Origin of the sequence: Paenibacillus sp. FSL M7-1046 (assembly GCF_038007405.1) — a bacterium.
Lineage (GTDB): Bacteria > Bacillota > Bacilli > Paenibacillales > Paenibacillaceae > Paenibacillus_AQ.
Map to the genome: position 1 here is coordinate 7,034,313 of NZ_JBBOXB010000001.1, position 13,948 is coordinate 7,048,260.

The 13,948-nt window shown below is 51.9% G+C and carries 11 protein-coding genes; 4 read left to right on the top strand and 7 right to left on the bottom strand.

Going from position 1 to position 13,948, the window contains the following annotated elements; genetic code table 11:
- Positions 1-35: 35 nt before the first annotated feature.
- Positions 36-767, top strand: coding sequence for a class I SAM-dependent methyltransferase (locus NYE29_RS31595; RefSeq protein ID WP_340899047.1), 732 nt, complete (start codon positions 36-38; stop codon positions 765-767).
- A complete protein-coding gene (locus NYE29_RS31600) occupies positions 764-1,885 on the top strand; it encodes a saccharopine dehydrogenase family protein (protein ID WP_340899049.1) in 1,122 nt (373 codons plus the stop codon). Before NYE29_RS31595 ends, NYE29_RS31600 begins: the two co-directional genes overlap by 4 nt.
- 14 nt (positions 1,886-1,899) lie before the next feature.
- Here NYE29_RS31600 and NYE29_RS31605 read toward each other — a convergent pair whose 3' ends face one another.
- Positions 1,900-2,934 carry a HAMP domain-containing sensor histidine kinase gene (locus NYE29_RS31605; protein WP_076112978.1) on the bottom strand — a complete coding sequence of 345 codons (1,035 nt, stop codon included), beginning with the start codon at positions 2,932-2,934 and terminating at the stop codon, positions 1,900-1,902.
- Complete coding sequence (locus tag NYE29_RS31610) at positions 2,931-3,605, bottom strand: response regulator transcription factor (protein ID WP_076112977.1); 675 nt, start codon at positions 3,603-3,605, stop codon at positions 2,931-2,933. The genes NYE29_RS31605 and NYE29_RS31610 overlap by 4 nt, the downstream gene beginning before the upstream one ends.
- A gap of 143 nt (positions 3,606-3,748) precedes the next feature.
- Here NYE29_RS31610 and NYE29_RS31615 point away from each other — a divergent pair, with 143 nt between their 5' ends.
- On the top strand, positions 3,749-6,109 hold the full coding sequence (locus NYE29_RS31615; protein ID WP_340899051.1) for an ABC transporter ATP-binding protein/permease: 2,361 nt from the start codon (positions 3,749-3,751) through the stop codon (positions 6,107-6,109).
- A gap of 145 nt (positions 6,110-6,254) precedes the next feature.
- A complete protein-coding gene (locus NYE29_RS31620) occupies positions 6,255-6,659 on the top strand; it encodes a hypothetical protein (RefSeq protein WP_340899052.1) in 405 nt (134 codons plus the stop codon).
- 96 nt (positions 6,660-6,755) lie between these two features.
- Here NYE29_RS31620 and NYE29_RS31625 read toward each other — a convergent pair whose 3' ends face one another.
- The 5 genes from NYE29_RS31625 to NYE29_RS31645 form a co-directional block, all read right to left on the bottom strand.
- Positions 6,756-9,137: a transglutaminase domain-containing protein gene (locus NYE29_RS31625; RefSeq protein ID WP_340899053.1), complete on the bottom strand. Its 2,382-nt coding sequence runs from the start codon at positions 9,135-9,137 to the stop codon at positions 6,756-6,758.
- A 393-nt stretch (positions 9,138-9,530) separates the two neighbouring features.
- A complete protein-coding gene (fucU, locus tag NYE29_RS31630; protein ID WP_340899054.1) occupies positions 9,531-9,959 on the bottom strand; it encodes an L-fucose mutarotase in 429 nt (142 codons plus the stop codon).
- Between the two features lie 13 nt (positions 9,960-9,972).
- Positions 9,973-10,623: a class II aldolase/adducin family protein gene (locus NYE29_RS31635; protein ID WP_038589957.1), complete on the bottom strand. Its 651-nt coding sequence runs from the start codon at positions 10,621-10,623 to the stop codon at positions 9,973-9,975.
- 23 nt (positions 10,624-10,646) lie between these two features.
- The gene (locus NYE29_RS31640) at positions 10,647-12,131 is read right to left on the bottom strand and encodes a rhamnulokinase (RefSeq protein ID WP_340899056.1); all 1,485 of its coding nucleotides are present in this window, start codon (positions 12,129-12,131) and stop codon (positions 10,647-10,649) included.
- Positions 12,101-13,870, bottom strand: coding sequence for an L-fucose isomerase (locus NYE29_RS31645; RefSeq protein WP_340899057.1), 1,770 nt, complete (start codon positions 13,868-13,870; stop codon positions 12,101-12,103). The genes NYE29_RS31640 and NYE29_RS31645 overlap by 31 nt, the downstream gene beginning before the upstream one ends.
- Positions 13,871-13,948: the final 78 nt, after the last annotated feature.

The following is a 13,948-nucleotide window of genomic DNA, read 5'->3' on the forward strand; positions in this document are numbered from 1 at the left end:
CTCACATTCAAGCTATAGAGACAGGAGCAGATATCATGCAAGAGAAACATTTACATCATGCCAGAGACTGGGAGCATCCCGATGTTCAGCATTACGAGACAACAATCGCTGCCAAAATACCGGGGTATCCTCTGCTATATGACATCATGGAGCAATTGCTGAGTGCACACCTCGGCGGTGAAACTCCGGCAGACCTGCTGATTGTCGGGGCCGGAGGCGGACAAGAATTGATAACCCTCGGCGCACAGCATGAGCACTGGCGGCTCACTGGCATTGATCTGTCAACGGCAATGCTTGAGCTTGCCCGGCAGCGGATGCAGCGCACGGAGCTGGCCGCTGAAATTACTCTCCAGCAGAGCACGGTTGATGAACTTGATAAGAACAAGCTGTTTGACGCTGCCACATGCATGCTAGTGCTTCACTTTGTCAAGGAAACCGGACAGAAGCAGCGGATGCTGGAAGAAATCCATAGCCGGCTTCAGGAGGGGGCGATACTCGTTGTGGCAACCTTAAGCGGGGACGTCCGTTCTATCCCCGGGTCCTTGCCGCTAAAAGCATGGAAAAACCACATGCTGGCTGGCGGGATTTCCGGGCAGGAATGCGAATGGTTCGAGCATTCCATCGGTGAAACCTCCTTCCCCCTTCCGGAACATGAACTTCTGGCGTTGCTCGCAAGCAGCGGGTTCTCCGGTGTCACCCGCTTTTTCAGCTCCTATCTGATTGATGGCTGGTTCGCTGTGAAGCAAGGAAAAGAGGTTGCGAAATGAAAACAGATATAGTGGTTGTCGGCGGGTATGGCCATGTCGGCGCAGAAATATGCCGGCTTCTGGGAGAACAGCATCCTGGAGTGGTATATGCGGCGGGACGAAGCCTGGAACGTGCGGAACAATTCTGCAGGACGACAGACGGCAAAGTGAAGCCGCTGCGGCTTAGTGTGGGAGAAGCGGTAGATGGAGAACTGCTGAAGCGGACCAAGCTGGTGGTCATGTGCCTGGATCAGCAGGATACCGCGTTTGCGGAGGCTTGCCTGCGCAGCGGAACCCATTATGTCGATGTGTCGGCAAATGGGGAATACTTCCGGCTGCTTCAGAGCCTGGGAGACACAGTGGCCGGGCTCAAGGGCACGGCTGTTCTAAGCGTGGGGCTTGCTCCCGGGTTAACCAATCTGCTATCCCTCAAAGCGGTGAATGAACTGGATACACGTGAGCGCATCGATATCTCCATCATGCTGGGTCTGGGTGACAGCCACGGCCAAGCTGCCCTGGAATGGACGGTTGATAGTCTCGGCTCTGCCTTTGAGCGTGTGGAGCAAGGACGCAAGGTTGCCGCAAGAAGCTTCACGGAACGTAAGCAGGTGAATTTCGGAGGTACGCCGGGAACGCGCAAGACCTACCTTTTCCCTTTTTCCGATCAGCAGATCCTGCCCTATACCTTGAAAGTCCCTTCTGTCGCTACACGTTTATGCTTTGATTCCCGGTCGGCCACCTCCGGCATCGCTCTTATGCGAAAAATTGGCTTAACCGCCCTCTTCCGCAACAAAGTCATCCGCAAGCTCACGGTCCAGGCTTTCGGCAAACTTCGGCTGGGTTCAGAACAATATGCCGTCAAAGTCGATGCTTATGGTGTTCGGGGCGCTAAAGCTGTTGTCATGGAAGCCGGTATCGAAGGAATGCGGGAATCCGCAATCACTGCCAGAGTGGCCGCCGGGGTTGCCCTGAGTGTATATGAGGAAACCCATCCGGCGGGAATACATCATATTGAGCAGCTGTTCAAGCTTCAGGCAAACGGTACGCAGCTCTCCTTGAGTTCAGCAGCCGGGGCCTCCGGCAGAGCCGATTATCCCCTTGACGGGCTTACGTTCTGGTCCGTTGTCCGCTCGCAGTAAGAGGTTCCCGATCTTTATCCTCTTGGCAATTCAATGAGGAATGTCGAGCCCTGGCCCGGCTTGCTGCTCACAATAATCCGTCCCCCGCACAGGTCGACAATCCGTTTGGCCAAAGGCAGTCCGAGCCCGTTCCCGTAAGAAGCCCGTGCTTTGTCGCCCTGGTAGAACTTTTCAAAGATATGCCGCTGCACCTCCGGGGTCATGCCGATTCCGGTATCGGTAATTTCAACACTCACGTTCTGTGGGGATTCGGTCAAGGTGACGGACAGGTTCCCGTATTCTCTTGAGAATTTTACCGCATTCCCCAGAATGTTAATCCATACCTGCATCAGCAGCTCTTCGCTGCCATAGAAGCCAGTCTCTGCCAACTGAATCTCCAGATCCAGCTGTTTGCCGCTCCACTGCGGCTCCAGGAGAAGAAGCGCCTGGCGGATCTGCTCATCCAGACTGAACTCTGTTTTTTCAATGATGATTTCCTGGTTCTCCAGCTTCGACAGCTTCAGAATATTGTTGGTCAGCATGGATAATTGCCTGGTGCTGCTAATGATCTTGCCCGCGTATTCCTCTCTCTCCTCGGCCGGAAGATCCGAATTCTGCAACAGTGCAGCATAGCCCTCAATGGCTGTGATAGGCGTCTTGAACTCATGGGATACATTCGTGACAAAATCGGTTCTTAGTGTTTCAATCCCTTGGAGCTCTTGAACCATCTTATTGAAATCCTTGGCCATCTCCCGGAATTCTTCAATCTTAATATTCTCATACAACTGAACATTAAAGTTGCCTTTGGCGACTTCCTTGGTTGCTTCTCTCAGTCTGCTGATGGGAAGCAATATTTTTTGCCCGATGACGGCAGTGATAAGCGTTCCAGTAAGGATCCCCGTAAGCAGTACCGCTGCCAGAAATCCGAAGGCGTGGAATTGGCCCGGCTCGATGATTGTGAACCTCTTTATAATGAAAATTATAGTCATCATAAACACCGCAGAAGACAGCATGATCATAAATACCAGCATCACAAAGGCGAACCATAAATTGCTGAACCTCTTTTTCATATATGCTTCACCGCCTTATACCCGAGTCCCCGGACCGTTACAATCTCAAACTCCGTATATTCCCTGAAACGTTCCCGCAGCCGGTTGATATGCACATCCACTGTCCGGGCATCTGTCTCCGTATCCATCCCCCAGATTTCATCCATCAGCTGCTGCCTGGTAAATATTTTGTTTGGATAAGCAATCAGCTTATATAGCAGGAAAAATTCTTTCTGCGGGAGAACCGTATTCTCCCCATCCCTGTAGACCGTTACAGAATCATAATCGAGGGTCACCCCGCCCACAGTCAGCTTGCGTTCATTGACAATCTGCGCCCGGCGCAGCAAAGCCCCCACCCGCAGTACCATCTCATTGATATCAATCGGCTTCACCATATAATCGTCCGTGCCGACAAGGAACCCTTTTTGCTTGTCCTGAAAGCTGTCTTTGGCAGTAATGATCAGCACAGGCAGATTGTTATTGGATTGCCTCAGATGCTCAATCAGCTCGTAACCGTCCACTTGAGGCATCATAATATCAGAAATAATCAAATCTATATATTCCGCTTCCAAAATATCCAGTGCACTCTGGCCATCCTCTGCTGCAAGCACCCTGTACCCATGTTTCCCAAGCACTGTACAGATCAGCTGGCGCAACGTCTCATTATCTTCCACAACAAGTATAGTAATCATGAAATCACCTGCATTCTTTAGCCTTTGAATAAATTATAGTCTTTCCCTGTAGCCGGAAGCCAGTTGATGTTCAGTTCATATTCGTATGATATGCTGTCAGCAATTCATCAAGCTAGCTTTATTTGAAAGGAAGGTTTACAGATATGCTGCAGCTAAAAAACATCAGCAAGAGCTACACGACAGGAGATTTCACACAGGTAGCGCTCGATAAGGTCAGCCTCAATTTACGGGAAAATGAATTTGTCGCCATCCTGGGTCCCAGCGGCTCGGGTAAAACCACCTGCCTGAACATCATCGGCGGGCTGGATCAATATGACAGCGGAGACCTGATCATTAACGGTAAATCCACACAGAACTTTCAGGACAGCGATTGGGATGCTTACCGTAATAATAGCGTCGGCTTCATCTTTCAAAGCTATAATCTGATTGCGCATCTGAGTATTATGGACAATGTCGAGCTGGGCATGACCCTCAGCGGTGTCCCCGCAGCCGAGAAACGGCACAAGGCAAAAGAGGTGCTGGAGAAGGTTGGCCTTAAGGATCATCTGCACAAGAAGCCGAACCAGCTGTCCGGCGGTCAAATGCAGCGTGTAGCCATCGCCCGGGCGCTCGCCAATGACCCCGACATTATTCTTGCCGACGAACCTACAGGAGCGTTGGATACCCAGACAAGTGAACAGATTATGGAGCTGATCAAGGAAATCGCCAAGGATAAGCTGGTCGTTATGGTTACGCATAACCCGGAACTGGCCCGGAAGTACACAGACCGGACTGTGGAATTCAGAGACGGTAAAATCATTTCTGACACCGATCCGCTTCCCGACCAGAAAGTAAGCTCTGACTACAAGCTGAAAAAGACAGCAATGGGTTTCTCCACAGCGCTCAAATTGTCCTTTAAAAACATCATGACCAAAAAATGGAGAACGACCTTAACCGCTTTCGCCTCCAGTATCGGTATCATCGGGATTGCCTTAATCCTGGCGCTCTCCAACGGCTTCAATAAACAAATCAACAACTATGAGGCGGGTGCGCTCTCTAATTTCCCGGTGTCGATCAGCCAGTCTGCGATGAGCTTTGACCGCTCGGAAACTGCGGCAGATGATGCAGCAACCAGCAAGGAGGAGTACAGCGACTCGCAGGAAATCTATCCATACGATCCAAGTGCCAATACCATTATGCACACCAATGTTCTGACCGGAAAATATCTGGACTTTGTGAAGCAGATTGATCCGTCCCTGATCGACGGCATCTCTTATGCCCGTAAAGTGAATATGAACATTCTAAAGTCTGATGGTAAAACGGCAACTGCCATCAATACAAGCTACTTCTCCTCATTCCCAAGCAAGGCCGGCGGTGCTCCCGGAAGTTATCTGGAGAACTATTATGATCTGCTCGCCGGTTCGTTTCCGTCCAAGGATACCGACCTTGTGCTGATCGTGGATGAATACAACCAGCTGAATGTTGCTTCGGTGGAAGCACTCGGCCTGGATTATACTGCGGACAGCATCAAATTTGACGATATTGTCGGCCAAGAGTTTAAGCTGATCCCGAACGATCTGTACTATGTAAAATCCGGTGACCATTTCGTGGTTAATGGAACGGCTGCCAACTTAAGCGATATGTATAACAGCACGGATGCCATTCCACTTCGTATTGCAGGAATTATCCGGGCGCAGAAGGATTCTCCGATGTCCACTATGGCTGCCGGTATCGCCTATTCCGACGACCTGGCGCTCCGCTTCATTACCTCCGCACAGGCTTCCAAGGTGGTAAAGGCCCAGGAGCAGGAAGATACCGTTAACCTTCTGACCGGCGATGTGTTTCCGAAAACCTCTGCTCAGACAGACATGATGCCTGGTGCACCCATGATGCCAGGTGGCGCAGGCAGTAATACGGCTCCTGTGAAAGAAGATGTTCTGGCTGCTCTGGGTGCTACAAGCATCCCGGCTTCGATCTCCATCTATCCGAAGGATTTTGATTCCAAGGAAGCCATCGTGAAGTATCTGGACAAATGGAATGAAGACCTGCCTGAGAGTGATATGATCGTATACACGGACATGGCGGCCATCGTTACCGGCCTGACCGGCGGGATTATGAATGCCATAACACTTGTGCTGATTGCCTTTGCTTCGATCTCGCTCGTCGTTTCCATGATTATGATCGCAATTATCACCTATATTTCTGTACTGGAGCGGACTAAGGAGATCGGGGTGCTACGCGCATTAGGCGCACGCAAAAAGGATATCACGCGTGTCTTCAACGCAGAAACCTTTATCATCGGTGCCTTTTCCGGGGTTCTGGCGATAGGAATCACCTATCTGCTGACCATCCCGGCGAACATTATTATTAAGTCGCTCACGGATCTTTCCAATGTCGCCCAATTAAATCCGCTGCATGCCTTGCTGCTGATCCTCATTAACGTGGTGCTCACCATGCTCGGCGGATTCATTCCGGCCAAGCTTGCCGCCAAGAAGAATCCGGTAACGGCGCTGCGCAGCGAATAATCACAAACTACTAATTATCAGCAAGCCCTGGAAAAGAAGCCTCTTTTCGACATTCTAAAATTGCTTCGACTCTCTGCCTAAAACAGCCGTAGGGGGATTAAGCGGGGCGATAGATAAAGCGACAACCAAAGTAGAAGGCCCGTTTGTGGCGATCAATGAATGGACGGACAGTTCGGGGAATTTATCCGCTGGATACAAGCCGGAGGACGGCTTTCAAATAAGCGGTCAAACTGTAAAGCCCTTGTATAATATGTATGGCGCTGAAGGCGTAGATTCTAGAACGTTCACGTATACGTCTGAGGGGGAGACGATATTCTCGTCCTATAACGGAATCCCTGAACCAACCGATTATTCGGGAAGTATCCGTGTTACCCTCGATGGAAAAGAGATAATGACCAGCTCTGGAGAAGATCAGCGGAGTGATCCTGATCTATTCCCGTCGATATTCAAGATTCCTCTCGAGCCGGGGAACGAGCTGAAGATCACCATTGAGGGGAACCAAAAAGTATGGGATGCCGGGTATAAGCGGATGCAATATTTTTGGAACTAAGTTCATAGCCCAGACTGCATTTTGTTTCTTCTGGAAAGTCAAAAGGTAAGCTCCGCTGCAGGAGCTTACCTTTTGGCATTTCTATAGGGGCCAGGCTTACAGCTGAACCGCCACGTAGCTTCCGAATTCAACCATACCCGCTTTGTCCAGCTTGGTTGCATCATATTGCTTGATGACCTCGGCGGTCTTCTGCATCAGCTCTGAACTGTCTGTATCGGCCAGAACGCGCAGGACCACCAGGGTCTCCCCATTCTTCAACTGTTCGGCCAATTTGGTCTTGTACGCTTCCAGGGAATCCACCTCAAGCCCTTGCGTCACATAATAATCATAGGCATTGCTGGTGGCCTGGAACAGGGACAGCTCATGGTCCAGCCAGTAAGCCTTGTCCATCACATACTCTACATCTGTGGCAGTGGCATCGCTGGAATTGTAGAGCAGATAGGGAAGTCCGCTATTGGTAGCATTATTGGTCGGATCGACATTGACCCATTCCGCGCCGATTTTCACTTTGTTCCAGGCGTGATTCACGCCGCTCATGGTTCCTGTGACCACCATCGAAGGGACCTGGGACAGGTCAGCGAGCAACTGGAAGGTGTGTGCATAGCTCATACATACGCCAACTTTTTTGACCAGAATGCCGTAGGTACTGAAGGAATCATTGAATTTGGCATCCACACTCTTGAACTGCTGCTCCTTGGCATTCTCCAGCGCGGCATCGTCATAGGCGGTATTGTCATTCAGATAATCGTAGAGCGCCATCTGCTTCTCATCGGCGCTCATACCGTCCTTGAGTGTGGCGGCGATCACTTTATCTGCCTCTGAGAGGATCTCACGCTGTTTGGACGCAATGACCTCGGCTGAATCATCGTACTCCACATGCAGCGTCAGGTTCTGATAATCGTAGCCGTAGCTGCGGAATCCAAGAATGAGCGGGTTCTGATAGACTACTTTTTCCACTACATCGACCAGGGTTCGCGCATTCTGCGCCTCCGGGAAGGCCAGAAGCGAAATATCGGTCTTTCCGCTGATCAGTGACAAGGCAAGATACTCTTCCAGCGCAGAATCGGCATGAATCAGGTCCGCCCGGATCGTTGAGGCAGGCACGGCCTGCTTGTTCCCCTCATCTACCTTGCTGCGGGTATTTTCCTTCTGCCGGTCAATGGCATTATCGCCGGATTCGCCCGCATTGTCGTTGTCAATGATGGTCGGAACATCAGGGGCAGGCACATACTCCGTATTATTCTCCGGCTCCACATACCCTTGATTGGCCCCTTTGCTCCGGGCGGCTGCAAGACCTGCAATATCGGCATCCGTCAACTGCGTAACCTGTACGTACCCCTTGAGCGCTGTACCTTGAATGGAGTATGGCACATCGGTTGGACCGGACTGCTGAATCGTGATGGAATCCGTGTCATATATCACAGTCCCCGAGGCTTTGGAGCCGTCAATGAACTGGACAGGTACAGTCTTGGGCAGTTCGGCAGCGTTCTTGAACAATTTCAGGTTGATATTATCCTCGGAAGCTACGGTGCGCGGCAGCAGCCTGGACAGCGACACGGTATCCACCGAGCGGCTGAATCTGGACTCTTTGCCTCCCTGAACAGCGGTGACATAATATTCACCTTGCACATTGTTGTTCTGAAGGCTGGTGATGGTCTCATCCACAATGCCGAGTGCACCGCGCCCGTCCTTCATGAAGTCGTTATAAGAAGTGCCGGGCACCGTCGCAATCTTCAGCGGACGCTGATTCGCATATCCTTGCTCCGCCCCGTTCAGCGCCTCATTGGTATTCTCCATCGTGATATGCGAAGCGCTGTAAATATTGTAGCTCTCTGCGCCCGGCACCTCATTCCATACGAGAGTCAGTCTGCCGTCAGGGCTGATGTCGGCATCCAGAGTCGGTGTGGGCAGATCCGATTTCACCGTAAACGGAATGATAATCGGCTGCTTCAGCGGAGTAGGCGATTTGGCATCCAGGTCATAGTTGAGCCGGATGTAGTACACGGGGGCGTTCCCCCAGGAGCTGCCTCCGGCTTCGCGCAAGGAATCGGAAGGGAGTACGCCGAAGCCGAGCGGCTTGATGGAGTATACGCTTTTGCCACCTACAAGCTGTGAGTCTTCAAGGGTCCCTACCTTGCTCTCCGGCAGTGCCTTGATATCGGTATGTACGGACAGCGTCTTGCCAATTGCCTCTGAGCCAAGATCCGTATTGAATCTGAAGATAAATTCCATATCCTGCTCAACATTATACATAGGCATGATGCCCGGATTGTTGTCATTATCGTATTTCTGCTTCAGATTATACACCGTCTGCGAAGCGTCCGGCGGAGGGTTCCCTGAAGGTTTCTTCGTTTCTGCAGCCGGACTGGCCGTCGGTGCGGGTGAAGGCGCTGGACCGGCTTCCTTGCCGCCCCCCATGCAGCCTGTTAGAATCATACACATGATGAGCATAATCATTGCCAATTGTTTCACTTTCACTAACGTCCTCTCCTGTCTGGGTTGTCTTAATGAGGGTTATGGTGTGTAATCCAAAATTACCCATTACAAAGCACAGGAGATATATAACCCATTTGGGAACGATTAAAACAAATTTGGGATATTTTATATTTTAAGTTATATAAGCAGAGGGCTAACGAGGGGGCGCTGAGTATTCGCGGCAACGGTTAGAACTTTTATCGAATAGGCAGACAGAAGAAGGACATCCAGCCTTGTTGGAGAAATTGTCGTTTACCAGACCACAATTTCCAGATAAAGGAGATGCCCCATTCCTATGGTAACCCTCTACAGCTCTGTCTTTTTCAAGACATTCAAGTCGATTTCGCAACACTCAAGTATATTACAAAAAAATTAAAAATGCCTGTAATTCTACTTTCACCCTTCAATAACGCCTTTTTTAAGAAGGAGATTGCCATACAGAGCTTCTTCACCGGTTACTACAATCGCATAAGCGGATTTGGACCGTTCATAGAAGTGGAAGCGTTCCTCGTAACCAATCACCGCTTGCGGATCAACATCCCTAATAATCTCTTTATAAGTGTCCCAGATCACAGGAACGGTAGGATCACCTTGCACCACATCCATCAGAACGGCCTGATGCCCGGCATAATGATCCAGCGGAAACAGCTCCAGAATAGCGGCCAGCAGCTGGGGGATTCCTATGCCATCGCATCTTGTCACCCGGGGATGCAGCGCATGTCCCGGAAAATTCGCATCCGCCAGCACCAGCTCATCCCCATGGCCCATTTCCATCATAATCCGCACGAGCTCAGGGGACAGCAGCTTGGGAATCTTTTTGAGCATCCTATAATCTCCTTTACATTCCGTAAAATGATCTAAGTGCCACCAGTTGCTCGATACGGTCTGCCGGCAGTTCACGCTCCCCTTGGATCATGCGGGTCAGGAAAGTGAGCTTCGCTGTATACTCCAATCTCTCCATATTCATGTAAGCCGCCATTACATCCTTCCCCCAGGACAAGGCCCCGTGGCTTTCCAGCAGCACAGCGGATTTCTTGCCGAGGAAGGGCATAATCGAATCAGGAACCTCCTCAGTGGAGGGCGTACCGTACGGGGCCAGAGGAATCTCGCCCATGGCAATGACCGATTCCGGCATCATCATCTTATCCAGTGCTTCTCCCTTGATGGCAAAGGCGGTGGCAAATGGCGGATGGGCGTGAACGACACCATGGATGCCGGGAAGTTCCCGGTAGATCCGCAGATGCATTTTCACCTCTGTCGAAGGGCGGTAGCCTTCCTGTGCCTCCAGAATTTCGCCCTGAAGATTAACTTTCACCAGAATATCCGGCTCCAGATATCCTTTGCTTACACCTGTAGGGGTGGCCAATACTTCGTGTTCGTTCAACCTTGCTGAAATATTGCCGTCATTGGCGGCAATATAATCTTTATTGAACAGGTTTCTCCCAATGTCGCAAATCTGCAGCCGTAATTTCCGTTCCATTTCATCCATTGTCATTTCTCCTCTTTGTATATTCATTCTTGAACAGGCCGGTACACGGCAAGACCTCCGGAAGCGGCGGCCACTTCCCCCGCCCGGCTGTAATCCAGCAAGCCAAGTGCAGTAAGCTGCACGATAACGTTCCCGATCGCGCTTGCTTCGACCGGACCGGCGATCACTTCTTTCCCGGTCGCATCCGCCGTCAGCTGGCACAGCAGCCGGTTCTGAATACCGCCGCCAACCATATGCACGGTACGGATCGTTGTGCCGGTGAGCTCCTCCAGCTCCGCGATCGCCTTGCGGTACGCCTCGGCGAGGCTCACTAGAATGAGCCGGACGACTGCACCTTTGGAAGCCGGCACCGGCTGTCCGGTGCTGCGGCAATATTCCGCAATACGTCCGGGGATATCTCCCGGGGTGCTGAACAGCGGATCACCCGGATTGATCAGACCTTGCACAGCCTGCTCGCTCTCGGCCAGCTCCACCATTTCCCCGAAGCTAAGGGCCACACCGGCTTCCGCCCAGGCTCTCTGGGTTTCCTGCAGCAGCCAAAGACCCGTAATATTCTTCAGCAGCCGGTTGCCCCTGCCGTAGCAGCTCTCATTGGTGAAGCCATAACGGTAGCAGCGCTCTGTAAGCACGGGCTGCTCCGTTTTCAATCCGACCAGCGACCAGGTACCGCAGCTGATAAATGCTGCATGCTCCTTGTCACGATAGGGAATGGAAGCAACCGCTGAAGCTGTATCATGTGAAGCGCCGGCAATGATCTGCAGGGCACTGCCTCCGAATTCCTTGCGGAGGCCGGGTAGCAAGGAGCCGATAACTGTTCCGGCATCCACCCTCTCGGCAATCAGCGCCGGAGAAATTCCCAGTCTGCTGAACACCTCGGATGAGAGTTCTGCCGTGCCGGCCTTCGTGAGGCCGCTGGTGCTGAGGATCGTCCGCTCGGCGGCGGCTGTTCCTGATAATAAATAATGAAATAAATCCGGCATCATTAAGATTCGGCCAGCATTTGCCTGCAGTTCAGGATTCCGCTGAACATCAGCAAACAGCTGATACACTGTGTTGATGGGGTCCGGCTGGTTGCCGGTCAGGCGGAATTGTTCCTCCGGCGGCAGCAGCTCTTCCAGCTTGAGGCGGTATTCCTGCATCCGCTGATCTCTGTAATGGTGAGGCGGATACAGCAGCATTCCGTCCTGATCCAGCACGCCGTAATCCACTCCCCAGGTGTCCACACTGAGACTAAGCAGCTCCCCGTATTTGCTGCAGGCCAGCCTGATACCCTGCTTAATTTCCTGAAACAGCTCCAGCACATTCCAGTGTAAATCCCCGCCAATTTGCAGCGGAGTATTGGCAAACCGGTGAAGCTCCTCGGTGACAATGCGGCTGCCGTCATAAGTTCCCAGAATCACTCTGCCGGAGCTGGCTCCAAGATCCACGGCCAGCACTCTTTTGAACTCGCTCATCGAAACCACCTGCCTAAGTTCTGTCAATGATACAGCGGACCGAAATTGCGGCATGCCCGGTAATCGGCATCCTCCAGGCTGTCTGTTCCAAACAGCGCCCACACACGCGGTCTAAAGATCTGTGATTCGTCGACGTTATGCATGCTGACTGGAATACGCAATATTGAAGCAAGTGTTATCAGATCGGCTCCAATATGGCCGTAGCTGATGGCTCCATGATTGGCTCCCCAATTGTTCATCACATCATAGACCGATTTGAACGAGCCGGTTCCGGTAAGGATTGGAGCAAACCAGGTGGTCGGCCAGGTCGGATCGGTGCGTTCATCCAACTGGCGGTGAACCTCTCCGGGGAGCTCTGCGGTATAACCTTCCACCAGCTGCAGAACGGGTCCCAAGCCTTTGACGAGGTTAAGCCGCGCCATTGTGACAGGCATACCGCCTTTGGTCAAGTAGTCGGTAGAGAAACCGCCGCCGCGGAAATATTCCTGCGAGGCAGGGCGGAATAAGGTCTCCTTAAGCGAAGCAGCCACTTCTTCATCCGTAATGTCCCAGAAGGGCTTAATCACCGGCTTGCCTTCGAGGGATTGCTGACCGGTTCCGTCGAGCGCGGCCGAACCGGAGTTGATCAAGTGAAGCAAGCCATTCGCAGCAGCACCTTCCAGCTCGTAGCCGGTCACACGCTTCACGGCTGCCGGACTCCAGTACGTGCGGACATCAGCGAATATTTGCGCCGTATTCGTCAGCAGATAATTAAACAGCATCGTCACGCCGTTCAGACTGTCATTTTCGGTAGCCAGAATATAAGGAGCCCGTTTGCCGTTCCAGTCAAAGGAGGAATTCAGGATCGTCTCCATAAAGTCGCCATTCGGGAAATGGTCGGTCCACTGGCGTTGCCCTTGAAAGCCTGCAGCAATAGCGTTATGTCCCTGCGCTTCTTCTTCAAAGCCAAGCTCCGCAAGCACAGGATTGCCGATCATGAGGTCACGTCCGATCAGGGCCATCTTGACACAGGTCTCCCACTGCTTCTCCTTCTCTTCTTCGCTGACCTGCAGACGGGCAGGGTTGTTGTCAGGCCCTATCTGACAGTTCTCCTTGGTCCATTTCAAAGCCCGTGCGAATTCCTCCGGATCATAGATTTCCTCTTCGAAGCGGCGCACGAACTCGGACATGTCGATATATTCATTACGCATGCCCAGATACTCCTGGAAGAACTGGTCGTTCACGATGGAACCGGCAATTCCCATGGAAACGGAACCCATGGATAAATAGGAGCGGCTCTTCATAATGGCAGCGGCCAACGCCGATTTGGCAAACCGGAGCAGCTTGGCCTGAACATCGGCCGGAATCTCCTCGCTTCCGGAGTCCTGCACATCCTCCCCGTAGATCCCGAAAGCCGGAATTCCCTTCTGGGCGTATGCCGACAGAACTGCGGCTAGATAAACGGCACCGGGTCTTTCCGTGCCATTGAACCCCCATACCGCATGGGGAATTGCTGCATCCATATCCATCGTTTCTGAGCCGTAGCACCAGCAAGGAGTCACTGTAATAGATACCCCCACATTTGCTCCGGAGAACTTCGAACGTGCAGCCGAAGCCTCACTGACCCCGCCAATGGTAGAATCCGCAATGACGCATTCCACGGGCGATCCATCAGGATAACGCAAATTTTCCTGCAAAAAATCAGCTACCCGTTGTGCCATTCCCATAGTCTGCAGCTCTAACGATTCGCGCACACCGCGCCTTCTGCCGTCGATCGTTGGACGAATGCCGATTGCCGGATACTTTACTGCCATACTGAACAACCTCCTCAAAGGTAAATGGGTTTATACTATAAATAAATCGCTTTCATCTGTTTCATCATAAAATCTGGG

Excerpts from the sequence above, each read along its gene's own strand:
- NYE29_RS31645 (WP_340899057.1), bottom strand. The coding sequence starts at position 13,870 with ATGGCAGTAAAGTATCCGGCAATCGGCATTCGTCCAACGATCGACGGC.
- NYE29_RS31605 (WP_076112978.1), bottom strand. The coding sequence starts at position 2,934 with ATGAAAAAGAGGTTCAGCAATTTATGGTTCGCCTTTGTGATGCTGGTA.
- fucU (WP_340899054.1), bottom strand. The coding sequence starts at position 9,959 with ATGCTCAAAAAGATTCCCAAGCTGCTGTCCCCTGAGCTCGTGCGGATT.
- NYE29_RS31635 (WP_038589957.1), bottom strand. The coding sequence starts at position 10,623 with ATGGATGAAATGGAACGGAAATTACGGCTGCAGATTTGCGACATTGGG.
- NYE29_RS31610 (WP_076112977.1), bottom strand. The coding sequence starts at position 3,605 with ATGATTACTATACTTGTTGTGGAAGATAATGAGACGTTGCGCCAGCTG.
- NYE29_RS31595 (WP_340899047.1), top strand. The coding sequence starts at position 36 with ATGCAAGAGAAACATTTACATCATGCCAGAGACTGGGAGCATCCCGAT.
- NYE29_RS31600 (WP_340899049.1), top strand. The coding sequence starts at position 764 with ATGAAAACAGATATAGTGGTTGTCGGCGGGTATGGCCATGTCGGCGCA.
- NYE29_RS31615 (WP_340899051.1), top strand. The coding sequence starts at position 3,749 with ATGCTGCAGCTAAAAAACATCAGCAAGAGCTACACGACAGGAGATTTC.
- NYE29_RS31640 (WP_340899056.1), bottom strand. The coding sequence starts at position 12,131 with ATGCCGCAATTTCGGTCCGCTGTATCATTGACAGAACTTAGGCAGGTG.